This window comes from Rhodococcoides navarretei, from assembly GCF_038069675.1.
GTDB classification, from domain to species: Bacteria; Actinomycetota; Actinomycetes; order Mycobacteriales; family Mycobacteriaceae; genus Rhodococcoides; species Rhodococcoides navarretei.
Genome location: NZ_JBBPCN010000001.1, coordinates 4,074,189 through 4,097,873 on the forward strand (window position 1 = coordinate 4,074,189; position 23,685 = coordinate 4,097,873).

Consider the following 23,685-nt stretch of genomic DNA (forward strand, 5'->3'; position numbering starts at 1 on the left):
CTCACATGCGACGTAGTCGCTCCAACGCTTCCTCGACATCGGCGGTCGTGCCTGCGAACGAGAATCGCACCGTGTGATTTCCGCGGACGGTGTCGAAATCGACGCCCGGTGCCAGTGCGACACCGGTTTCGGACAGCACTCGGGCACACCAACTTCGCGAATCGTCCGTCAGGTGCGCAATGTCGGCGTACACGTAGAAGGCACCGTCGGCCGGAGCGAGGTCGGTGATGCCCATGGCCGGCAGACCGTCGAGCAGGATCCTGCGGTTGACGGCGTACCGCTCGACGTGCGAATCCAACTCGATGCGGGACTCCTCGGTGAACGCGGCGATGGCGGCAACCTGAGAGATCGCCGGCGGGCAGACCGTCATGTTCGACGCCAATCGTTCGACGGCTCTGCGCAATCGGGCCGGCAGCAGCATCCAACCCAAACGCCAGCCGGTCATCGAGAAGTACTTCGACACCGATCCGATGGCGACGGATTCCTTCGACGTCTCCCAGGCGCTCGACGTGCGCGCGTCCCCGTACGCGATACCGTGGTAGATCTCGTCCGAGATCAGCAGAGTTCCGTGCTCGTCGCACCACCGCGCGATGGCGGCCAACTCGTCGGGGTCGATGATCGTGCCAGTGGGGTTGGCCGGGCTCGCGATTATCAGCCCCGCGGGCGGCTCGGGCAGTTCCTCGAGCATGGCGACGGTCGGCTGGAACCGCGTACTCTCCAGGCAGTCGAGTTCGACGACGCGGCAGCCCAACGCCGCCAACGTGTTTCGATACGCCGGATAGCCCGGCCTGGCCATCACGACGGTGTCCCCCGCGTCGAACGCAGCGAGGAACAGCAGCGTGAACGCGCCCGACGAGCCGGTGGTGATCACCACGTCGTCAGCGCCGACGGTGATGCCGTACCGCGCGCTGTGGTAATCGGCGATCGCGCGACGCAGCGGCAGAATCCCGAGCGTCTCGGTGTACCCGAGCAGATGCGCATCCAGGGCCTCACGAGTGGCGCGCAACACCGGCTCGGGCGCTCGGGTGGAGGGCTGACCTGCAGCAAGAGAGAGCACGTCGCCGTGAGTGCGCACCCGCTCGGCTGCCGCGGCGAACACATCCATCACGTGGAACGGCTCGACCTTCGACCGCTGCGATTCACTGTGCATTGGATCGACCCTACTGACCTCACCGCCCACAATTCGCACTACCACACGGAATACCGTCGGAGCCCTCGCACAGTGTGACCTGAGGTCAGTTATCCACAGGAATCAAGGCTATCCACAATTCGCGAATCTCTTTCCCGCGAGGACTATTTCGACGCAAGGCTGTGCGAATGACGGTATACACGCAACAACAACTACTCGATTCGGGACTGACCAGAGGAGCTATCACCTACCGCACCAAGACCGGAAAGTTGACGCGGATACTGCCTGCCATCTACTGCACCGGCGAGCCCGATTTCCGCGACCGGTGCGCCGCGGTCACGTTGTGGCAACCGAAAGCCGTGCTCAGTCACCTGACGGCTGCGTGGTGGTGGACCCTGCTCGACCACGAACCGGAGCAGGTTCACCTCACGATCGCTCGCTCGACGAAACGGGCAGGCCCGCCGTGGGTTCGCCAATACCGCCGAACCCTGATCGAGTCCAGCTACGTCGATCTGCTTCCCGTTGTCACGATCGAACAGTGCATCATCGACGCTGCAGCCATGTTGCCCAATACTGCACTGGAGCGATTCTTCGACGCCGCTCTCACGCACAAGGTCAGCTGGCGGGCGGTTGCGCTGCAGTGTGAGAAGTCTGCAGGTATGGCCGGGATTGCAGCGGTGAGAAAACAACTACGCGTGTGTTGTCCACGCACCTTGTCCGAGCCGGAGCGAATAGTGGCGCGCGCACTCACGGCGCGGGGCTACCACTTGGAAATCAACGCCGAGGTGGGCCGGTACTTTGCGGACCTGATGGACCGGAGGTCACGGGTGATCGTGGAGATAGACGGCCGTGAGTTCCACATAGAGTCCACCGTGTTCACCAACGATCGAGTTCGGCAGAACTCTCTACAACTCGACGGTTGGTTGGTTCTGCGTTATTCAGCAGCAATGGTGATGAGCAACCTCGCGTACGTGGTGGACCAGATCATCGATACGGTGCGTCGACGCCGGAAGGCACTGACCTGAGCGCCCACAATTCGCTCCCACAATCGGGAAAAGGTGTTTCAGCACGAATAGTGGGCGCTGAGGTCACCTACAGCGAGATACGACCCTCCACCGCAGCCAGGCCGATGTCGGTGCGGAAGTGACTGCCCGGCAAGCGGATTCCCGCGATACGCGAGTAGGCGTCGTCTCGGGCGGCGGTGAGGTCGAATCCCGTGCCGACCACGCTCAGCACACGTCCACCCGCGGAGACGACCACACCGTCCTTCACCGCGGTGCCTGCATGCAGGACGCCCGCGCCGTCCGAGCCGAGAATCTCGTCACCGGTACGCGGTCGACCGGGGTAGTTCTCGGCGGCGATGACGACGGTGACGGCCGCGCCGTCCTTCCAGCGCAACGGCGCAAGCGATGCAAGTGTGCCGGTTGCAGTCGCGTTCAGCACCTCACCCAGAGGCGAGTCGAGCAGGGCCAGCACCGCCTGGGTCTCGGGATCGCCGAAGCGGCAGTTGAATTCGACCACAGCCGGGCCGTCGGCACCCATCGCCAGACCGGCATACAGCAGACCGGAGAACGGCACACCGCGCTGCACCATCTCGGCGGCAACAGGCTTCACCACGTCGCGGACGATCTCCTCGACTGCACTCTCGGGCAACCACGGCAGCGGGGTGTACGCACCCATGCCGCCGGTGTTGGGTCCGGTATCTCCATCGCCGACGCGTTTGTGGTCCTGCGCGGGCAGCAGCGGCACCACGGTCTCGCCGTCGACGAGGCAGAACAGGGACACCTCGGGGCCGTCGAGGAACGATTCGAGCAGAACCGGGTGGCCGTTCTCCAGGAGTTCGGCAGCGTGATCACGGGCGACGAGACGATCGGTGGTGACGACGACGCCTTTGCCCGCCGCCAATCCGTCGTCCTTGACCACCCAGTGGGGACCGAAACGGTCCAGTGCTGCATCGAGCAGGGCGGGCGAGTCGACGATTTCACTGTGCGCGGTTCGCACTCCGGCCGCTGCCATCACGTCCTTGGCGAATGCCTTGGACCCTTCGATGCGGGCGGCGTCGGCGGACGGGCCGAACGCGGCGATGCCGGCTTCCCGGAGGGCGTCGGCCACACCGAGAACGAGGGGCACCTCGGGTCCGATGACCACAAGATCGGCTTCGAGCTTCTTCGCCAGCTCGGTCACCGCCTCGCCGGAGGCCACGTCGACCGCGTGCTGCTCGGCAAGCTTCGCGGTGCCTGCGTTGCCGGGAGACACGAAGAGCTTCTCGACCGACGGATCGGCCTTCAACGCAAGTAGAAGGGCGTGCTCACGAGCACCGGAACCTATGACAAGTACGCGCACAGTGCATCAGACTATCTGCTCGACGCGACAGCGCCCCGCACCTGTCACGGTGCGGGGCTCTCTCGTGGTGGTATCGGTGCTACCGCGTGAGGTCGTAGAACGTCACGTTGTCGACGGTGGTCGCGGTGAAATTCTCGGCGACCCACGCCGAGATCGCGGCCGAGGTTCCCGACTCCATGCCCGGCATGCCGCCGCCTCCGATGAAGTAGTGGATCTTTCCGACAGCGACGTACTGCTGGAATTCGGCGAGTGTCGGCGACGGGTCGGTGCCGTTGAACCCGCCGACGGGCATCACGGGCTCCTCGGTGGCCAATTGATAACCGGCCGCCGTGTTGGCCCCGATGGCCGCTGCCACCCAGGTGTAGGAGTCTGCGTCCTGCGCGAGCATCTCGGTGATCGCGGCGGTCGGCGCACTACCTTCGAGAAGACCTCCCATGCCACCCAGCTCGGCACCGGCCGCACCGTCACCACCCGGCATCCGGCCGGGAGCGCCCGCCGGTAGCTGCATCCCGGCCGGCAACTGCATTCCACCCGGCATCCCGCCCTGACCACGTCGACCCTCGCCCATGCCGCCGAATCCGCGCATACCGGTGTCGGGTCCGGCCGAGACGATGGATCCGTTGTGCGGAGTGTCGATCGTGTCGACGGCATAGGCCGTCGGGCCGGCGAGCCCGGCGAACAACACCGCCAGGATCGACGCCGCGGCCAGCCTGCCGCGGGTCAGCGCCGGGATCAGCAACGCGACGGCCGCCAGAACTCCGACGACGAAAATCGCCCACTTCAGCCACGGTACAAAGCTCGCGCTACGACCGAGCAGCACCCACGCCATCACGACGGTCGACGCCAACGCGACGACCATCGCGATGCGCACCCAGTACCTCTCGCGTCGCTGCCACAGCACGACACTGCCGATGCCGATCAGCGCAGCGACGGCGGGCGAGAGCGCAACGGTGTAGTACGAGTGAAAGATTCCAGCCATGAAGCTGAACGTCAGACCGGTGACGAGCAACCACGATCCCCAGACGATCATCGAGGCTCGTTGCACATCTGTCCGAGGGGCTCTGCCGCGCAGCACGAGTCCGACCACGAGCAGGATCGACGCGGCCGGGATCAGCCACGCGATCTGGCCGCCCTGGGAGGCGTCGAACATGCGGAGGATGCCGGTCTCTCCCCACATCGAACCGCCCATACCTGCTCCCGTACCGCCGCGGCCGGGGGTGACACTTCCGGTCTCGTCACCGCTGAGGCGGCCGAATCCGTTGTAACCGAGTGTCAGTTCCAGAATCGAATTGTTCTGCGAGCCACCGACCCACGGGCGGGAGGACGCCGGCCAGAATTCGACGATCAGAATCCACCATCCCGCCGCGACGATCATCGCGCCCAGCGCGCCGAAGAGCTGCCACAGTCGGGTGAGGAACTTCGGCGGACCGGCGATCAGATAGGTCAGCGCCAGTGGCGGTACGACGAGCATCACCTGAAGTTGCTTGGTGAGGAAGCCGAATCCGACGAACATGCCGGTGATCAACAGCCACTTGGTCTTTCCGGTCTCGACGCCTCGCAGCAGCGCCCACACCGAGGCGATCATCAGCAGCACCAGCAACGCATCGGGATTGTTGAACCGGAACATCAATGCGGCAACCGGAGTCACGGCCAGTACCAGGCCTGCGAGCAGACCGGCCGCGCCACCGAAGCGACGCTTGACGGTGGTCCGCAGCAGTGCCACGGAGGCGACTCCGAGGAGAGCCTGAGGCACGAGCATCGCCCAGGTGTTCAGTCCGAAGATGCGCACCGACAACGACATCAACCACAGGGACATCGGGGGCTTGTCGACGGTGATCGAGTTGGCGGCGTCGGAGGATCCGAAGAAGAAGGCTTTCCACGACACCGAACCCGCCTGTATCGCAGCGGAATAGAAGGAGTTCGCCCACCCCGAGGCACCGAGGCCCCAGATGTAGGCGACACCGGTGCCGACCAACAGCGCGATCAGCCCGATCCATTCCCACCGTGGGGAGGTCGCCGGCTCGGTCGGTGCGGCCTCGGCGGGACGCTCGATCACGGTGGTCACAGTGCCTTCTTCGAGTCACGGAAGACCCACCGCAGTGCGACGAATCGGCACACGGTGGCAACGAGATTGGCGACGATGAGGACCGCGAGTTCCACGTGCCGGGACACCTCGGGTGCCCACGCGTGCAGCACAGCGAGCGACCCGCTGGTGACGAGCAGGGCGAATCCGAAGATCGCCAACCCCTGCAGTTGATGCTTCCCTACGCCGTCCGATCCACGGACGCCGAAGGTGAAGGCGCGGTTGGCCGCCGTGTTGAGCACCGCGGTGATCAACAGTCCGAAGAAATTCGCGGCCTGCGCGCCGATCAAGGAATGCAGTACGAGGTACAGCAACGCATACGCGACGGTGCTGGCGATGCCGATGGTGCCGAATCGCACCATCTGGCTGATCATTCCGTGCGGTACTCCGGGCACGAGCGGCTCCCGTCCCAGGCTTCGACGCAGTTCGGCGACCGGAAGCACTCCGGTGGCCAGGGCGCGGCCGACGCGCCAGCATCCCTGCAGGTCCTTGACGGCGGTGTCGACGAGATGGACGCTGCTGTTCGGATCGTCGACCCAGTCGACGGGTACCTCGTGGATTCGCAGCCCGACTCTCTCTGCGATGACGAGCAATTCGGTGTCGAAGAACCATCCGTTGTCTTCGACCAGCGGCAGCAGTTGCCGAGCGACATCGGTTCGCATGGCCTTGAAGCCACACTGCGCATCCGAGAAACGTGCGCGCAGAGACGCACGCAGAATGAGATTGTAACTGCGCGAGATGAATTCACGCTTCGCGCCGCGGACCACCCGGGATGATCGATCGAGTCGCGATCCGATGGCGACGTCCGAGTGACCGGACATCAGCGGCGCGATCAGCGGCATCAGAGCGTTGAGGTCGGTGGACAGATCGACGTCCATGTAGGCCACGACTTCGGCGTCCGATGCGAGCCACACGGCTTTGAGTGCGCGGCCGCGGCCCTTCTCGTCCAGGTGGTGAACCTGAACTGCCTCGATCTCGTCGGCGAGCCGCTGTGCCACGGCGAGGGTGCCGTCGGTACTGGCGTTGTCGGCGATGGTGATTCGCGACCGGAACGGAATCCGGTCCTCCAGATGCTCGTGCAGACGACGAATGCACTGTTCGAGATCCGCCTCTTCGTCGTATACCGGAATGACCACCTCGAGAGTGGCCGTGGCATTCGAGCCGGGCCGCTGGCCTGCTGCTCGTACGAGGGATTTTGTTGTCATGAGGCAACCCTCGTGTGCGCAGCTGGACCGATCCTGCGACAGACCTGGCAATCACCTGGGAGGAACAGTAGTAAGGCATCCTGTTCCCATGGCTTCCATTTTCAGCAAGATCATCGCCGGTGACATCCCGGGACGTTTCGTGTGGCAGGACGACGACGTGGTTGCGTTTCTGACGATCGCGCCGGTCACGCAGGGCCACACGTTGGTGGTTCCGCGCGAGGAGATCGACCAGTGGCAGGACGTCGACGGGGCCGTGTTCGCCAAGATCACTACCGTTGCGCAGATCATCGGCCAGGCCGTCCGAACTGCATTCGACGCTCCCCGCGCCGGACTGCTGATCGCCGGGCTAGAGGTTCCGCACCTCCACCTGCATGTGTTTCCGGCGTACGACATGGGGAACTTCGACATCTCGGGTGCCGATCCGAATCCGTCGGCGGAGTCACAGGACGAGGCGGCGACCAAGCTCCGGGCAGCGTTGCGTGACCTCGGGCACGAGGCTCACGTCCCGAACTGACACCCCGGTAGCGCAAGCCTCGACGCAGAGGCGCCGACAGTCGTCGACGCGTCCGCAGCTGCATCGGCACCTGGTCGGGTGTTCGATCACCCGACCACAAGGACAACGATGACCGACGCTGCACCCTCGCCCGCCGGCACTGCGAACAGCACTCGCGCGCTCACCGTCGCAGCGCTCGGCACCCTGCTGACCCTGATGGCATTCACCGCACCGCTCGCGACCATCAACAGCACCGCGGCAGACCTGATGTCCGACGCAGCAGGACGCACCTGGATTCTCAGCTCGATGAGCATCGGCCTCGCCGCGGCCCTACTGACCACCGGTACCGTCGCCGACGACTTCGGACGTCGTCGCACGTTCGCACTCGGTGCCGCCGTTCTGGCCGTCGGAGCTGTTGCCTGCGCCGTCTCGCCCAACACGCTGATCTTCGTCGTGGCGCGGATCCTGCAGGGCCTGGGCGGCGCGGCCGTCGTCGCATCGAGCCTGGGCATCATCGCGCACACCCACCCGGCCGGTCCGGTGCGCGCGAAAGCCAGCGGAGTCTGGGGTGCGAGCGTGGGTGCCGGCATTGCCCTCGGTCCACTGCTCGCCGCGGTATTGGATCGCTGGGCAAGTTGGCGTGAGGCCTACGTGGTGCTTGCGATCGCCACGCTCGCGCTCGCCGTCGCCGCGCACCTGCTCGTCGAAGAATCCATCTCCGACGCCCCGCGAGGCCTCGATCCGATCGGCGCGCTGCTGTTGGCGTCGGGCATCACCGCGTTGCTGGCCGCGCTGGTCGAGGGCAGACAGGGTTGGACGGCCGTGACCCCGATCGTTCTCTTCGTCCTCGCAGCCCTGTTACTGGCCGCCTTCACGGTCCTCGAATTACGCAGCGCCACAGCGATGCTCGACCTGAATCTCTTCCGACACCCACCGTTTCTGGCCGCCACGATCGCCGCGCTGGCCACCGGCGGCGGCATCATCGCGCTGTTGTCGTACATGCCCGGATTTCTCGGAACCGTATTGGGAATCGATGCGCTCGGTGCCGCCCTGCTGCTCTTCGGCTGGTCGGCCACCTCCGTGGTCACCGCCTTGCTCGCCCGCAGGTTGCCCGCGTCGCTCAGTGGCCGAACGCAACTTGCCGTCGGTCTGGTGGGCGTTGCACTCGGCATGCTGATGCTCACGGGGTTGTCCGAGAACGCATCCTGGCCGCGATTGCTGCCAGGACTACTCGTGGCGGGCGTCGCCAGCGGAGTGCTCAACGCCGCTCTCGGACGCGAGGCCGTGGCCAGCGTGCCCGCCGGACGCGGCGGCATGGGCAGCGGGGCGAACAACACCGCGCGCTACGTCGGATCCGCCATCGGTGTCACCGTCGTTGCGGTGGTCGCCGTTCCGGCCGGCGACCACAGCGCAGCGGCGCTGGTGCACGGATGGAACACCGCGGCTCTGGTCACCGCGGCAATTTCTGTGGTCGGAGCCGTGGTCGTGGCGGCCTCACGCACCCGGCGGTAGCGAGTACTCCTGCTCCGGCCTCCCGGTCGACCCGTAGCGCAGCTGCATGCGCAATCGCCCCTTGGACACCAGGGTTGCCAGATAGCGCTGCGCCGTCGCACGTGAAATGCCGATCGCTGCAGCAACTTCACCCGCGGACATCGGCTCGGCCGTCGTGCGCACCGCGTCGAGCACGAGATCACGGGTGACGGACTGCGAGGACGGCAGCGGTGCCGCAGCCCGCGGACGGAGCGCATCGAGTCCGCTGTCGATGTCGGCCTGGCTCAGCTCGTCCGCACGGTCGAGTGCGCTGCGGTACGTCAGGTATCCGGTGAGGCGATCGACCAGCGCCGAGCGCGGAAACGGTTTGATCAGGTACGTCCAGGCACCGGCGGTCATCGCCGAGCGCACCGTCTGCTGATCCGCTGCAGCGGAGAGCACCACCGCGTCGCACTCGAGTTCGCGTACCAGGTCGATTCCGGACCCGTCGGGCAGATAGACGTCGACCAGCGCCAGATCGAACGAGTGCGTCGACGCCAAGTCCCGCGCCTGGGCGATGCTCGTCGCCACCGCGGCCACCTCGAAGTTGTCGAGCGAATTCACCAATGCCGCATGCAGATCCGCGACCCGGAAATCGTCGTCCACCACCAGTACTCTCATTGCGACACCTCGTCGGTCAGTAGTGCATCCGGTATCGACGCAATGAACACTGCGCCGCCTCGTTCGTTCTCGTCGGTGATCTGCCCACCGACATCGGCCAACGTCACGTCACCGCCGCGGGTACGCGCGATCTGCCGGCTCAGCGCCAACCCCACGCCTCGACCGCCCGGGGATTCCGCCGTCGACTTGGTCGAGACTCCCTCCACGAACACCTGATCGAGTTCCAGATCCACACCGTCGCCGGAATCGACGACCACGATGTGCAGCGTCGAACCGTCCTGCACCAGCTCCACTTCCACCTCGGCCGGCCGCCTGACTCCCAGCCTGGCCGCATCGATCGCGTTGTCCACCAAATTGCCCAGCACCGTCGTCACGTCGACGGGAACGGCGACCGCTCCCCCGACCCAGGTGTTCTCGCCCAACACCATTCGGACCCCGCTCTCGCGGGCGTGCGCGGCCTTCGCCGTCAGGAACGACCGCAGATAGGCGTCGGACACGGCATCGATGCCCTCGACGGTTTCCGATCTCGGCCCCACACCGAGGATCTCGTCGATGTACTGCGACGCACGATCCGGATGGCCCTCGTGCAGCAGTCCGCTGACCAGATGCATCCGGTTCGCGAACTCGTGACGTTGGGCGCGCAGCACCGCCGACATCGACTGCACCGCGTCGAGCTGACGTGTCAGCGTCTCCACGTCGGTCCGGTCGCGCACGGTCAGCACCGTACCCAGATCGCGATTGTCACGCAGCACCTTTCGGGCGGAGGCGATGACGACCACCTCGTCCACGGCCGCGAGCACCGGCTCTGCCGTCGGGGTTCGGATGACCTCGAGCAATCTGGGGGTCAGGCCGATGTTCTCGATGCGCATTCCCGGTTTGCCGTCGATCGAGAGCAACGTACGCGCCTCGTCGTTGACGACCGTGACGACTCCGTCGGGGTCGACGGCGACGACACCCTCACCGATCCCGTGCAGCACCGCCTCCTGTTCACGAACCAATTCGGCGAGCTCCTCCGGCTCCAGCCCCAGCGTCAGTCGTTTCCATCTGCGCGCCAACAGGGTCGAGCCGGCCAGACCGAGCAACAGCACAGCACCGGTCACCAAGCCGCCGTTGATCAGATCTTTCACCAGCTCGGTGCGCACGGCCGTCGTGGAGATGCCGACGCTCACTTCGCCGACCACCAGGTCGGTCGAACCGAGTGCCAGCACAGGCACTTTCGCGCGGACGGAGTCGCCGAGCGTGCCGCGCTCCTGCTCGACCACCTCGTTGCCCGCCAACGCACCCGACGGATCGGTACTCACCCGCTGGCCCAGTACCGTCGGATCGGGGTGCGCCAAGCGCAGACCCCGATCATCGGTGATGACGACGAACAGGGCGTCGGTGCGATTGCGCGCACCCTCGGCAGCGCGCTGCAGTGCCCCGCCCGCCAACACTCCCGCGGGCGCGGCATCGGTGCCTGCGGTGTCGACAGCCGAGAACTGCTCGACGAGCGAGCGCACCTCCGGGTCCGACGCCACCGTCCGGGCGACCGCGAGCGCACGTTCACCGTATTCCTCGCTCGCCTGCCTGCCACTGCTGATCGCGAACACCCCGAACGCCACTGCCAGGGCCACCGCCACCAGCGCTGCCTGCAACAACAGCACCTGGGTCCTCAATCGCACAGACTCAGGCTATGCGCCGGGCGGGCTCGAGCACAATGCGCAAAAGGCTCTTTACGTTGCTTGCGCGGGTAGTGCGCACAACGGCGACCATGTGATGCCGGTTACGTAACTTCAGTCACAGACGCAGTCCAACCGGACCCACCTCACACATTCGAGAAGGAGTGCACGATGTTGGTGATACTCGGCTTCCTCATGGTAGCCGCCTTCATGTTCTTGATCCTGACCAAGAGAGCCACGCCCGTCGTCGCACTCACCCTCGTACCCGTCATCTTCGGCCTGCTGGCCGGCGCGGGGCTCGGCATCGGTGACATGATCACCGACGGCATCAAGTCCCTCGCCCCTACCGCGGCCCTACTGTTCTTCGCCATCATCTTCTTCGGAATCATGATCGACGTCGGACTCTTCGACCCACTGGTGCGCGGCATCCTGCGCCTGGTGCGCAACGACCCGATGAAACTCGTTGTCGGAACTGCCATTCTGGCCATGGTCGTCTCGCTCGACGGTGACGGCTCCACCACGTTCATCATCGTCACGTCCGCGCTGCTGCCGCTCTACCTCAAACTCGGTGTCAGCCCGGTGATCCTGACGGTCGTCGCCGGTCTCGCCAACGGCACGATGAACATCATTCCGTGGGGCGGCCCGACGGTCCGCGCTGCTTCCGCTCTCGGCATCTCCCCGTCCGACGTCTTCGTTCCGATGGTTCCGTCGATGATCGTCGGCCTGATCATCGTGCTGCTCTTCGCCGTTCACCTGGGCATCATGGAGCGCCGACGCATCGGCAAGCTGATCTACGAACCCGAATTGGTGGCCTCCGGTGGTGGCGGCAGTATCCGTAAGGGCGGCAAGGCAACCGGCGGAGCAGGCACCGGCGGTTCGGACAACGGCGAATCGGGCCAGTTCTTCGACGGCCTCGACCCCAATCGCGACACCCTGCGCCCCAAGCTGCTGTGGTTCAACGCTGCGCTGACGGTCATCCTCCTCGTCATCCTCGTCATGGACATCCTGCCCATCCCGGTGCTGTTCATGATCGCCGCCTCCATCGCCCTGACGGTCAACTTCCCCAAGGTCAAGGAGCAGGGCGACGCGATCGCACGGCACTCGTCCTCCATCGTCTCCGTCGTCGCCATGGTGCTCGCCGCCGCAATTCTGACGGGCGTGTTCCAGGGCACCGGCATGGTCGAGGCCATGGCCGAGTGGCTGCTCAACGTCATCCCGTCCGGCATGGGCCCGTACCTGGCCGTCATCACCGGCATCCTGAGCATCCCGCTGACGTTCTTCATGACCAACGACGCCTTCTACTTCGGCATCCTCCCGGTGTTGACCGAGACGGCGAGCAAGTACGGCATCGACCCGGTCGAGATGGCCCGTGCCTCGATCACCGGTCAGCCCGTCCACCTGCAGAGCCCGCTGGTTCCGGCCATCCTGCTGCTCGTCACCCTCGCCGGAGTGTCGCTGGCCGATCACCACAAGAAGGTCCTGTGGCGAGCGGTGGTCGTCTCCCTCGCGATGCTGGCCGTCGGCATAGTCCTCGGCCAGATCCCGTTCGGCTGATCCCCCACCCCACCTGTCGTAGGAGAAACCGTCATGACTGTTGGCGTACTGCACAACAATTCACCCGAGGGCCGCGCAGCATTGGCAGCCGCCGTTCGAGAGGCACGCATCCGCGAGACTGACCTCGTCGTTCTGCACGCACTGTCGGGATCGGCCGAGCCGTCCGCCGAGGCCGCCGAAACTGCTGCGGTCTCCACTGCAGTGGACACGGCCCTCACCGACATCGACCACGCCGACGCCGTCTCCTGGACCGTGGCGGTGGGCAGGCCCGATCCCGACGCCGTCAATACCCTGCTGACACTGGTCGAAGAGCAGAAGTCCGAGATCCTCGTCGTCGGATCACGCCACCGTTCAGCCGTCGGCAAGTTCCTGATGGGACAGACGATTCAGCGTCTGCTGCTCGAGATCCCGGTCCCGGTTCTGCTGGTCAAGTCCGGAGTGTGAGTGTCTCCGACCGCGCCGGAAAAGTAGTGGGGCACAGCCTCCGATGGATCGGTCTCGCGGCCGTATCCGTCGGGGGCTGGGCCCTTTTCGCGGCGCTGGGGCTCACGGCACCGTCACTGTTCGCGGCTCTCGTCGTCGCCGTGGTCTTCGCACTGACCGGTCTCGGACCCGCGGCTGTTCCCCGTCCACTGTCGATGGCGGCGCAGGGGACCCTGGCGGTGACGATCGGGCTGATGCTCGACACCGAGACACTCGGTGCGCTGGGCGAGAACTGGATTCCCGCCGTTCTCGTCGGCGCGGGGACGCTGGTCGTCAGCGCCGGCTGTGGCGCTCTGCTGGCACTGCATCGTGATGTCGACCCGGTCACCGGTGCCTTGTCTCTCATCGCCGGTGGCGCAACGGGTCTGGTGTCGATTGCCCGGGAGCTCGGCGGCGACGAGCGGATCGTCGCCGTGGTCCAGTATCTCCGCGTGGCGTTGGTGGTGGTCACGATGCCCCTGATCGTCACCTTCGCCTTTCACACCGACACCGGTGGTGGGGCCGGAGCACAGGAGCAGTCGACGACGCCGTGGTACATCGGCACGGCGTTTCTGCTCGGAGCCGTCGTCGTCGGAATCGTGCTCGCCCGTGTGATCAGACTGCCCGCACCGGCAACGCTCGGACCACTGGTCGTGGCGGGCGCCTGCGAACTGCTCGGGTGGCCCGTGGACATCTCGGTGCCCACCGTGCTGCTGCCGGTGGCATTCATCGTCATCGGATGGCAAGCGGGACTTGCCTTCACGACCGCGAGCCTGCGGGCCATCGGACGGATCTTTCCGTGGGCGGCAATGTTGGTTCTCTCGATCGGCCTGGTGTGCGCCCTGTTCGGTTGGGCGCTGTCTGCGATCACCGGGGTCAGCATGCTCACCGGCTACCTCGCCACCACACCCGGCGGATTGGCCGCCGTGCTCGCGGTGTCCGCGACGACCGGATCCGACGTCACCTTCGTGGCGTGCGTTCAGGTGATCCGGCTGGTGTCGATGCTCGTCGCCGCGCCTCTCGCCGCAGCCGCGTACACGAAGCTGGCCGAACGCAAGAAGGCCAGGACGGAACGCGAATCAACCGTCGGCGCGCGGTAATTCGACCCGGAAGGTCGCGCCCTGCCCCGGGACGCTCTGCACGCTCACCGTGCCGTTGTGCGCGGCGACCAGGGCCGCGACGATCGACAACCCAAGCCCGCTCCCGCCGCTCTCTCTGGTCCGCGAGGAATCGGCACGATAGAACCGCTCGAAGACGTGTGCAGCCTCCTCCTCTCGCAGACCCGGTCCGGTGTCCTGTACTTCGAGCAGCACCGAGGACTGGGTGGTCCCCACACAGACGGTGATCGACGCCGATTCGGGCGTGTGCCGAACTGCGTTTCCGACGAGGTTCGCGAGTACCTGACGCAGCCGGGCGTCGTCGCCGTCGACCTCGGGAATCCCCGGTCCCGCCAACACCTTCAGCGAGATGTCGCGCTGGGGCGAGACCGCCTTGGCGTCGTGCACGGCATCGGCGGCGATGGTGAGCAGATCGACTCGGCGCACTTCGAGGGGCCGTTGGGCGTCGAGGCGCGCGAGCATCAGCAGGTCTTCGACGAGCAGTCCCATGCGCGCCGACTCGCCTTCGATTCGGTTCATCAACACGGCGATGTCGCTCATCGCACCCTGCCGGTACAACTCGGCGAACCCGCGGATCGTCGTCAGCGGCGTCCGTAGTTCGTGACTGGCGTCGGCGACGAAGCGGCGCATCCGATCCTCGGATGCACGTGCCGCCTCCTCCGAGGCAGCAGTTGCCGCGAAGGCACGCTGAATCTGCGAGAGCATGCCGTTGAGGGCCAATGACAATCGGCCCACCTCGGTCTTCTCACTCCATTCGGGCACTCGGCGATGCAGATCCCCGGCAGCGATGGCCGCAGCAGTCGTCTCCACCTCACGCAACGGTCGCAGACTGCGCCGCACCACGAAGTAGGCGATCACGGCCAGGGCCAGCAACACCGCCGCGCCGATGTAGAACTGGAGTACCGCGAGCCTGTTGACGGTCTGCTGGTTGGCGCTGAGCGACATTCCCACGGTGGTGGAGCCCTGGTTGTTGGTCACCGTGATCACCCGCCATTGTTTCGACGGGTCACCCTCGGAACCGACGGTCGTCGGGATGGCGGACGGCGTGCCCGACAGGTCCGGAACATCCTCTGCCACATCGTTGATCGGACCACGGACGGTACCGTCGGTGGCCACCGAACGAACGAAGAAGTTGGACGGCGGTCTGTTCGGGCTGGGTTCGTCGACCGGGAAGGGCGGGCGTTCTCCACGCGGCTTCGCCCACCCCTGGGACGCCTCGATCAGTTGACTGTCGAGGCGTCGCATCAGCGAGGTCTCGAGCGACGAGGTCACCGCAACCCCCGATGCCAGCAGACCGAGCCCGACCAGCAGCAGCAACGCTGCGACCAAGGTGAACCGCAGCGGCAGATTCCGAATCCGAACTCGAATGCCCGTCACCGTGGCCGGCGCATGACGTAGCCGACTCCCCGCAGTGTGTGGATCAATCGAGTATCACCCGTATCGACCTTGCGCCGCAGGTACGACACGTACGACTCCACCACTCCCACTTCACCCCCGAAGTCGTAGTGCCACACGTGATCGAGAATCCGCGGCTTGCTCAGCACGGTGCCCGCGTTGACCATGAAGTACCGCAGCAACGTGAATTCGGTGGGCGAGAGCGAGACCGGCTCGCCCGCTTTCCATACCTCGTGGGTGTCGTCGTCGAGTTCGATGTCTGCGAACGCAACTCGGGACGGTTGCGCGTCCTCGCTCTTGCCCGATCGACGCAGGATGACCCGGAGCCGAGCCACCACCTCTTCGAGCGAGAACGGCTTGGTGACGTAGTCGTCCGCACCGAGCGTCAGTCCGGTCACCTTGTCCTCCACGGAATCTCGCGCGGTCAGGAACAGGGCGGGCGCATCGATCCCGTCCGCTCGCAGCCGGCGCAGCAGACCGAAGCCGTCCATGCCGGGCATCATCACGTCGAGAATGAGCGCCTCGGGCCTGAAGTTGCGGGCCTTGTCCAACGCCTCGGGCCCGGATGACGCCGTCGCGACCTCGAACCCCTGGAATCGGAGGCTGACCGACAGCAGCTCGACGATGGTCGGTTCGTCGTCGACGATCAGGACTCGTGCCTCGGGTGTCTCGCTCACGGTGTCCATCATCGCGCGGGTAGCTGCTCGTCCGCTGCACTCTCGCTGTGAGGTTGCTGTGAGCCACCGCCGTCACTCCGAAACCTGGAGGAGGCATGATGGCAGGAACATGGTCGACGCGAACACGGACACCCGCACCAGGGTTCGGCCTCCATTGTCATCCATGCACGTATTCGCAACTCTGCTCGTGTTGGGCATCGTGTTCGGCGGCGACATCGCCCGGTGGGTCGACTCGTCGCCCGCGCTGCGGACCGGCGCAACGGTGTTCACCGGGATCTTCGTGCAGGCGACGCCGTTCCTGGTACTCGGTGTGCTCGTGAGCGGAGGCATCGCCGCATTCGTCTCGCCCGCGGTGCTGCGGAAGGTGGTGCCGAAGAACGCCACCGCTGCCGTCGGAGTGAGCGGACTCGCGGGAATGGCGTTGCCCGGGTGCGAGTGCGGTGCCGTTCCTGTCTCGCGGCGGTTGATGGATCAGGGTGTACCGACGTCTGCTGCTCTGGCGTTTCTGCTGTCCGCACCGGCGATCAACCCCGTCGTCCTCGTCTCCACCGCCGTGGCTTTTCCCGGCGAACCGGCGATGGTTCTCGCCCGGTTCCTCGGCTCGCTCGCCACCGCCCTGGTGATGGGCTGGCTGTGGACCAGGTTCGGCAAGGCCGAGTGGATCACCGCTCGACTCGCTGATCGTGAACACCGCCACGGAACCTCGAAGTGGGAGACCTTCCGTGAGTCGGCGCGTGCGGATCTGCTTCAGGCCGGAGCCTTCCTCGTGTTCGGAGCAGCGGCCGCCGCGCTGCTGCACCTGGTGGTTCCCGACTGGGTGTTCACCCATCTCGCCGGGCAGTTGTTGCTGTCGATCGTGGTCATGGCTGTTCTCGCGGCGATCCTGGCATTGTGCTCGGAGGCCGACGCGTTCGTCGCCGCGAGCATGTCGATGCTGCCGCTGCTGCCACGGTTGGTCTTCCTGGTGGTCGGACCAGCGGTCGACGTGAAGTTGATGGCGATGCAGGCGGGCAGTTTCGGACGCGGCTTCGTGGCTCGCTTCGCCCCGCTGACGTTCGTCGTCGCGATCGTGTGCGCCACGGTGTGCGGTTACCTCGTCCTGGGTGCGCGATGAAACGTGAGGTGCAGAATCTTCTGCTACTCCTCCTCGGCGGAGCCATGGTCAAGATCTCGTGGGACGGCAGCTTTGTGCGATACGTCAAACCGTCGCTGCATCCGTATCTGCTGACCGCCGGGGTGTTGATCGTCGCCCTGGCGATCGCGTCGATCGTGGCCGACATCCGCCGCGGTGGGCCCGGGGACGACGGACACGATCATGATGCGCGCCCGTACTGGCTGCTCTTGATTCCGCTCGCGGTCATCCTGTTCGTCGCACCGCCCGCACTGGGAGTCTCGGCAGTCGGCGATCGATCCGTCACCTCGGCGGCCGATCGTCAGAGGTCCGCGTTTCCACCCCTGCCGGACGAGCGCGCGCCCGAGGTTCCGCTGCTCGATGTCGTGCAACGCGCGGTCAGGGACACCGAAGGCAGCCTCGACGGACGGGAGATTCGCGTCACCGGATTCGCCGTCGCGACTGCCAACGGAGGCTCGCCGCGGGCCGACGGCACGAGAGAAGGCCTCGACCTCGCCCGCATTCTCATCATCTGCTGCGCGGCCGACGCCAGGTCCGTCAGGATTCATCTCGACGCAGGTAGCGCAGCTCTCGACGACATTCCGGACGGCACCTGGCTGCAGATATCGGGAACCGTCGACGCTGCCACGGCGACGGAGGACACCGCGTTCACACCCACGATGACCGTGTCGAGGGTCGAGCGAATCGAGGCACCGGCGAACACGTATGCCTACTGAGAACTCGAATGCTCTGTCCCGGCCCGGCGAGGATTGGTACGATCGTACAAGTCACTTCCGACAATCGGACGAGCGCACACCAGGAGTGGAGCCTGCGGAACGACCCTCGTGCGGAGCCCGAACAGCGACAAGACGGTGCAAGGAGTGATTTCTCATGGCTTGGCTGATTCTCGTCGTCTCCGGCGTCCTCGAAGCGATCTGGGCCACCGCACTCGGTAAGTCCGAGGGCTTCACCAAACTCGGACCGTCCGTCGTCTTCGGCGTCGCGGTGGTGCTCAGCATGATCGGTCTCGCGATTGCGATGCGGTCGTTGCCCACCGGTACCGCCTACGCCGTCTGGGTGGGAATCGGTGCCACCCTCACCGTCACGTACGCGATGATCACCGGTGCCGAAGCAGCGTCGTTGCTCAAGGTTGCGCTTCTGGTCGGCATCGTCGGCTGCGTCGTCGGACTGAAGGTTCTTCACTGATTTTCCGAGCTACAAGCAGTTACAGTAAAACGATGAACTGGGTGTCAGCGATCACACTGCCCGCGCGCGCCGGAATTGCTATCGCCGAGCAGGCGATCGGCGTCGCAGAGGTCGCGCTGGCGACCACCAGGATGGCCCTGGCCACCGGTGCCTCGGGCACGGCCGGAGTGGCGTCGCTCGCCAACCCGCGCGGCGGCACGATGCAACTGCTCGCCCAGCTCGGCGAGCTCACCTCCGACGACCGCGCCCTGGGCAACGCACTCAAGGAAGGCGGGCCACTGGATCGCCTTCTCGCCCAGGGTGGCGTCGTCGATCGCCTCACCTCCGAGGACGGCACCCTCGAACGGCTACTGTCCCCGGGCGGCCCGGTCGAGCGAATCCTGGCCCCCGGCGGCCCCTTGGACCGGCTGCTCGCCGAGGACGGTCCGCTGGAACGATTGCTCGCCGAGGGCGGCCTCCTCGATCGCATCACGGCCACCAACGGACCACTCGAACGACTGACGGCCAAGGACGGCCCGCTCGAGGTGCTGACGCGTCAGGACGGCCTCATCGAACGGGCCATCGCCGAGGAGGGCATCCTCGAAACGCTTCTGGCCGAGGACGGTGCCGTCGAGCGCCTGACCGCCAAGGACGGTCCACTGGACCAGTTGGTCAAGCTCTCGGAGACGCTGACGTCCGTGGCCCCGAACATCGAGCGAATGAGCATCTCGATCGACATCCTGCAGGATTCGGTGGAGATCCTCTCGGCCGCGGTGCACCCGCTGGGAGAGCTGGTCGGCCGACTACCCGGTCGCTGGCTCAAGAGCGGCAAGCAGTCGGTGCAAGAGCTGCACTGACCCGTCCGACAGGCGCGTCGGGCGGTTCCCGATTCGGTTGATGTTAGCGCTCACACTGGTCACGTGGGTGCAAATCAGAAATCTTTGACAACGCGGATGTTATCGCTCACACTTTCGTCTTGATGTGATGCGAACCACAAGGGACACCCCGGCGGCCCCGCTTCACGGTCTACTCCACTACGCAGGGAGAAACGATGAAGTTTCGACACCTATCCATGGCCGCGGCCGCGGTGGCTCTCACCCTCACGCTCGGCGCGTGCGGATCGAGCACCAAGACCGCAGACGAGGCTCCGGCCGAGGGCGGCAGCACGGCGGGCGCCCTGATCGGCGTCACGATGCCGACCAAGTCCTCGGCTCGATGGATCGCCGACGGCGACAATCTCAAGAGTGCGCTCGAGGGCCAGGGCTACAAAGTCGATCTGCAGTACGCCGAGAACGACATCCCCACTCAGGTCAACCAGATCGAGAACCAGATCACCCAGGGCGCAAAGCTTCTCATCGTGGCCTCGGTGGACGGCACTGCCATCACCACGCAGTTGCAGGAAGCCAAGGACAACGGCATCGGCGTCATCGCCTACGACCGTCTCATCCGCAACTCGCCCAACGTCGACTACTACGCGACCTTCGACAACTACAAGGTCGGCGTCGACCAGGCCACGTCGCTACTCGTCGGTCTCGGCCTGAAGAACGAGGACGGCACCGACAAGGCCGACGCGCCTGCAGGCCCCTTGAACATCGAGGTCTTCGCCGGTTCCCCCGACGACAACAACGCCACCTTCTTCTTCGACGGCGCGATGGAAACTCTGAAGCCGTACCTGGACAAGGGAACTCTGAAAATCGGCAGTGGCGAGTCCGACTTCGAGACTGCCGCAACACTGCGCTGGGATCCAGCAACCGCCCAGAAGCGCATGGAGGATCTGCTCACCAAGACGTACTCCTCGGGCCAGAAAGTCCAGGGCGTGCTCTCGCCGTACGACGGCCTGTCGATCGGCATCCTCTCCGCACTCAAGAGCAACGGCTACGGCACCGCCGGCCAGCCGTACCCGATCGTCACCGGCCAGGACGCCGAAGTGCCGTCGGTCAAGTCCATCATCGCCGACGAGCAGTACTCCACGATCTACAAGGACACCCGGGAACTGGCCGAGGTCACGATCGCGATGGCTCAGGCCATGCTCGACGGTGGGACGCCGGAGACGAACAACACGACGGACTACGACAACGGCGACAAGGTCGTTCCCGCGTACCTACTGCAGCCCGAGATCGTCAACAAGGGCAACTACGAGCAGCTGCTGGTCGAAGGCGGCTACTACACCGACGATCAATTGAAGTGAGCTCGGCGATGACGAGCCCGATCTTGGAGATGCGCGGCATCACCAAAACTTTTCCCGGCGTCAAGGCGCTACAGGATGTCACTCTCTCGGTGAATCGCGGCGAGATCCACGCGATCTGCGGCGAGAACGGCGCAGGCAAGTCGACGCTCATGAAGGTGTTGTCGGGTGTCTACCCGCACGACACGTTCGACGGCGAGATCGTGTTCGACGGTCGGCCGTGTGCATTCTCCGACATCAGGAGCAGCGAAGCCGAGGGCATCGTCATCATTCACCAAGAACTCGCGCTGAGTCCGCATCTGTCCATCGCCGAGAACATCTTCCTCGGCAACGAGCGGTCGAAGCGCGGGTTCATCGACTGGAACCGCACCAACTCCGAGGCCGCAGCCCTACTGAACCGGGTAGGGCTGCGGGAGAACCCCGTCTCGGTCGTGGGCGATCTCGGCGTGGGCAAGCAGCAACTCGTCGAGATCGCGAAGGCACTCTCGAAAGACGTGACGCTGCTGATCCTCGACGAACCGACTGCAGCACTGAACGATTCGGATTCGGCTCATCTCCTCGACCTGCTGCGCGGACTGCGCGACGAGGGCATCACGTGCGTGATCATCTCGCACAAGCTCAACGAGATCGCGGCCGTCGCAGACCGCACCACGATCATTCGCGACGGCCGCACCATCGAGACGTTGGACATGCGCAACCCGGAGGTCACCGAAGACCGCATCATCTCGCTGATGGTCGGCCGCGATCTCGAGCACCGATTCCCACCGCACGAATCCACGGTGGGAGAGGAGGTTCTGCGTATCGAGGACTGGACCGTACACAGCCCCACTCAGCACGGCCGAACCGTCGTCGACGGGGCGAATCTGACGCTGCGCCGCGGCGAGATCGTCGGTCTCGCGGGATTGATGGGTGCCGGACGCACCGAGTTGGCCATGAGTGTCTTCGGCCGTAGCTACGGCATCGACATCTCGGGGCGTCTGTACAAGTACGGCAAGGAAATTCACGTCAAATCCGTCAGCGACGCCATCCATCACGGGATCGCCTACGCCACCGAGGACCGAAAGCGATACGGCCTCAACCTGATCGACGACATCAAGCGCAACATCTCCACCGCGGCACTCGACAAACTGGTGACCGGTGGATTCGTCGACGACAACCAGGAGTACAAGGTCGCCGAAGGCTTCCGCAAGAGCATGAACATCAAGGCACCGAACGTCTCCGCCGTGGTCGGCAAGCTCTCCGGCGGCAACCAGCAGAAAGTCGTGCTCAGCAAGTGGATCTTCAGCGATCCCGATGTGCTCATTCTCGACGAACCGACACGAGGAATCGACGTCGGCGCGAAATTCGAAATCTATTCGATCATCAACGGTCTCGCCGATGCCGGCAAAGCAGTTCTGGTGATTTCGTCCGAACTACCGGAACTGCTCGGGCTCTGCGACCGGATCTATGCGCTGTCCGCAGGCCGCATCACCGGTGAGGTGACTCGCGAGGACGCGACGCAGGAATCTCTCATGCATCTCATGACCCGTGGAACAGGAGTACTTCGATGAATCAGTTGTCGACCGTGCGGGGGTTACTCACGCGCAACCTCCGCCAGAGCGGAATCTTCATTGCATTCGCGCTGATCATCGTGCTTTTCACCGTACTGACGGGCGGTCAGCTTCTGGTGCCGCAGAACATCAGCAACATGGTGGTGCAGAACTCGTACATCCTCATTCTGGCCATCGGCATGGTCGTGATCATCATCGCGGGCCACATCGACCTCTCCGTCGGATCGGTCGTCGCGGCAACCGGAGCGATCGCGGGTGTCCTGATGGTCCAACAGAACGTGCCGTGGCCGTTGGCCGTCCTGATCACCCTGATCGTCGGTGGTCTGATCGGTGCCTGGCAGGGGTATTGGGTTGCGTACTTCGGCATTCCGGCATTCATCGTGACTCTGGCCGGCATGCTCATCTTCCGAGCGGTCACTCTCATCGTTCTCGGCAACCAGGGCATCGGGCCGTTCCCCGGTCCCGTGCGGACCCTCTCCAACGGATTTCTCCCCGGCTTCATGGGCAATGTCGGCCTCGGGCCGCTCGGTGGTGCCGACATCTTCACGCTCCTCGTCGCGATCCTCGTCGTTGCCGGAATCGTGTTCACGCAGTGGCGTTCTCGGACGGGCCGTCAGAAGTACGGGCAGGCCGTCGACGCGATGCCGCTGTTCCTGGCCAAGATGATTCTGGCCGGCGGTCTGGTGCTCGCCATCGCCGTCCAACTCGCCCGCTTCAAGAACCTCCCGTACGTGCTGATCCTTCTCGCCGTGCTGGTGATGGCCTATTCCACTCTGGCAGGCAGGACGGTGTTCGGTCGGCACGTGTACGCCATCGGCGGAAACATCCACGCTGCGTCGCTCTCCGGCATCAAGGTCAAACCGGTCACCTTCTGGATCTTCGTGAACATGGGAGTGCTGTCCGCCCTCGCCGGAATCATCTTCGCCGGCCGACTCAATCAGGCGGGCCCCACCGCGGGCAACGGCTTCGAGCTGGACGCGATCGCGGCGGCCTTCATCGGCGGCGCAGCGGTGCAGGGCGGCGTCGGACGCATCGTCGGAGCGCTCACCGGTGGACTCATCATCGCCGTGATCAACAGCGGAATGTCGCTCATCGGTTCGCCCAGCGAGCGCGTTCAGCTGGTCAAGGGGCTGGTGCTCCTCGCTGCCGTGGCATTCGACATCTGGACCAAACGCCGAGCAGCGAGCGGTAAGGGCAGCAAGGGCGACAGAGCCGCGCCGCCGAGCAGCTACCTGGGTGTGCCCGTCCCGGCCGAGATGTTCTCCGGTCCCGAGACCGGTAAGCCTGCGCCCACCACGACCGGCTCGGCGGTCACCACACCCACGTAAACCCTGTAGTCGCGGGCATCACGGGCCCGGGCATGCTGTGATTGTCCTCGACCAGGAA

The 23,685-nt window shown here is 65.2% G+C and carries 21 protein-coding genes; 13 read left to right on the forward strand and 8 right to left on the reverse strand.

Going from position 1 to position 23,685, the window contains the following annotated elements; translation table 11 throughout:
- Window position 1: 1 nt before the first annotated feature.
- Window positions 2-1,150, reverse strand: a complete 1,149-nt coding sequence (locus AABD04_RS19130; RefSeq protein WP_341442126.1) for a pyridoxal phosphate-dependent aminotransferase — start codon at window positions 1,148-1,150, stop codon at window positions 2-4.
- Between the two features lie 167 nt (window positions 1,151-1,317).
- Between AABD04_RS19130 and AABD04_RS19135 the strand changes: the two genes are divergently transcribed.
- A complete protein-coding gene (locus AABD04_RS19135; protein ID WP_335741903.1) occupies window positions 1,318-2,154 on the forward strand; it encodes a DUF559 domain-containing protein in 837 nt (278 codons plus the stop codon).
- Between the two features lie 67 nt (window positions 2,155-2,221).
- Here the strand turns inward: AABD04_RS19135 and purD are convergent, their stop codons facing one another.
- The 3 genes from purD to AABD04_RS19150 form a co-directional block, all read right to left on the reverse strand.
- On the reverse strand, window positions 2,222-3,472 hold the full coding sequence (purD, locus tag AABD04_RS19140) for a phosphoribosylamine--glycine ligase (RefSeq protein WP_341442127.1): 1,251 nt from the start codon (window positions 3,470-3,472) through the stop codon (window positions 2,222-2,224).
- Between the two features lie 79 nt (window positions 3,473-3,551).
- A complete protein-coding gene (locus AABD04_RS19145; RefSeq protein ID WP_341442128.1) occupies window positions 3,552-5,537 on the reverse strand; it encodes a glycosyltransferase family 39 protein in 1,986 nt (661 codons plus the stop codon).
- Complete coding sequence (locus AABD04_RS19150) at window positions 5,534-6,760, reverse strand: bifunctional glycosyltransferase family 2/GtrA family protein (protein ID WP_341442129.1); 1,227 nt, start codon at window positions 6,758-6,760, stop codon at window positions 5,534-5,536. The genes AABD04_RS19145 and AABD04_RS19150 overlap by 4 nt, the downstream gene beginning before the upstream one ends.
- Before the next feature lie 88 nt (window positions 6,761-6,848).
- Here AABD04_RS19150 and AABD04_RS19155 point away from each other — a divergent pair, with 88 nt between their 5' ends.
- Together AABD04_RS19155 and AABD04_RS19160 are read left to right on the forward strand one after the other, a co-directional pair.
- The gene (locus AABD04_RS19155; RefSeq protein ID WP_341442130.1) at window positions 6,849-7,274 is read left to right on the forward strand and encodes an HIT family protein; all 426 of its coding nucleotides are present in this window, start codon (window positions 6,849-6,851) and stop codon (window positions 7,272-7,274) included.
- 108 nt (window positions 7,275-7,382) lie between these two features.
- On the forward strand, window positions 7,383-8,765 hold the full coding sequence (locus AABD04_RS19160) for an MFS transporter (RefSeq protein WP_341442131.1): 1,383 nt from the start codon (window positions 7,383-7,385) through the stop codon (window positions 8,763-8,765).
- Here the strand turns inward: AABD04_RS19160 and AABD04_RS19165 are convergent.
- A complete protein-coding gene (locus AABD04_RS19165) occupies window positions 8,748-9,404 on the reverse strand; it encodes a response regulator (RefSeq protein WP_341442132.1) in 657 nt (218 codons plus the stop codon). The genes AABD04_RS19160 and AABD04_RS19165 overlap by 18 nt on opposite strands.
- Entirely contained in the window at window positions 9,401-11,065 is a 1,665-nt protein-coding gene (locus AABD04_RS19170) for a sensor histidine kinase (protein WP_341442133.1), read from the reverse strand. Before AABD04_RS19170 ends, AABD04_RS19165 begins: the two co-directional genes overlap by 4 nt.
- Before the next feature lie 168 nt (window positions 11,066-11,233).
- On the opposite strand from AABD04_RS19170, the gene AABD04_RS19175 reads away from it, so the two are divergent.
- The 3 genes from AABD04_RS19175 to AABD04_RS19185 are packed head-to-tail and all read left to right on the forward strand — an operon-like array spanning window position 11,234 to window position 14,178.
- Complete coding sequence (locus tag AABD04_RS19175; protein WP_243608778.1) at window positions 11,234-12,616, forward strand: CitMHS family transporter; 1,383 nt, start codon at window positions 11,234-11,236, stop codon at window positions 12,614-12,616.
- A gap of 33 nt (window positions 12,617-12,649) precedes the next feature.
- A complete protein-coding gene (locus AABD04_RS19180) occupies window positions 12,650-13,060 on the forward strand; it encodes a universal stress protein (RefSeq protein WP_243593893.1) in 411 nt (136 codons plus the stop codon).
- On the forward strand, window positions 13,057-14,178 hold the full coding sequence (locus AABD04_RS19185) for an AbrB family transcriptional regulator (protein WP_341442134.1): 1,122 nt from the start codon (window positions 13,057-13,059) through the stop codon (window positions 14,176-14,178). The genes AABD04_RS19180 and AABD04_RS19185 overlap by 4 nt, the downstream gene beginning before the upstream one ends.
- Here AABD04_RS19185 and AABD04_RS19190 read toward each other — a convergent pair.
- The gene (locus AABD04_RS19190) at window positions 14,158-15,573 is read right to left on the reverse strand and encodes a sensor histidine kinase (protein WP_423228170.1); all 1,416 of its coding nucleotides are present in this window, start codon (window positions 15,571-15,573) and stop codon (window positions 14,158-14,160) included. The two genes, AABD04_RS19185 and AABD04_RS19190, sit on opposite strands and share 21 nt — an antisense overlap.
- Window positions 15,570-16,277, reverse strand: a complete 708-nt coding sequence (locus tag AABD04_RS19195) for a response regulator transcription factor (RefSeq protein ID WP_335741951.1) — start codon at window positions 16,275-16,277, stop codon at window positions 15,570-15,572. The genes AABD04_RS19190 and AABD04_RS19195 overlap by 4 nt, the downstream gene beginning before the upstream one ends.
- A 100-nt stretch (window positions 16,278-16,377) precedes the next feature.
- Between AABD04_RS19195 and AABD04_RS19200 the strand changes: the two genes are divergently transcribed.
- The 7 genes from AABD04_RS19200 to mmsB all read left to right on the forward strand — a co-directional run bounded on the left by AABD04_RS19200 (window position 16,378) and on the right by mmsB (window position 23,627).
- A complete protein-coding gene (locus tag AABD04_RS19200; protein ID WP_423228171.1) occupies window positions 16,378-17,382 on the forward strand; it encodes a permease in 1,005 nt (334 codons plus the stop codon).
- A complete protein-coding gene (locus AABD04_RS19205) occupies window positions 17,379-18,116 on the forward strand; it encodes a TIGR03943 family putative permease subunit (protein ID WP_341442136.1) in 738 nt (245 codons plus the stop codon). The genes AABD04_RS19200 and AABD04_RS19205 overlap by 4 nt, the downstream gene beginning before the upstream one ends.
- Before the next feature lie 154 nt (window positions 18,117-18,270).
- Window positions 18,271-18,585: a DMT family transporter gene (locus tag AABD04_RS19210; protein WP_243593898.1), complete on the forward strand. Its 315-nt coding sequence runs from the start codon at window positions 18,271-18,273 to the stop codon at window positions 18,583-18,585.
- A gap of 32 nt (window positions 18,586-18,617) precedes the next feature.
- Window positions 18,618-19,421, forward strand: a complete 804-nt coding sequence (locus tag AABD04_RS19215) for an ABC transporter (protein ID WP_341442137.1) — start codon at window positions 18,618-18,620, stop codon at window positions 19,419-19,421.
- Window positions 19,422-19,615: 194 nt separating this feature from the next.
- Complete coding sequence (gene chvE / locus AABD04_RS19220; RefSeq protein WP_341442138.1) at window positions 19,616-20,752, forward strand: multiple monosaccharide ABC transporter substrate-binding protein; 1,137 nt, start codon at window positions 19,616-19,618, stop codon at window positions 20,750-20,752.
- A gap of 8 nt (window positions 20,753-20,760) precedes the next feature.
- Window positions 20,761-22,299 carry a multiple monosaccharide ABC transporter ATP-binding protein gene (gene mmsA, locus AABD04_RS19225; RefSeq protein WP_243608774.1) on the forward strand — a complete coding sequence of 513 codons (1,539 nt, stop codon included), beginning with the start codon at window positions 20,761-20,763 and terminating at the stop codon, window positions 22,297-22,299.
- A complete protein-coding gene (gene mmsB, locus AABD04_RS19230) occupies window positions 22,296-23,627 on the forward strand; it encodes a multiple monosaccharide ABC transporter permease (RefSeq protein ID WP_341442139.1) in 1,332 nt (443 codons plus the stop codon). The genes mmsA and mmsB overlap by 4 nt, the downstream gene beginning before the upstream one ends.
- The last annotated feature ends 58 nt before the right edge of the window (window positions 23,628-23,685 follow it).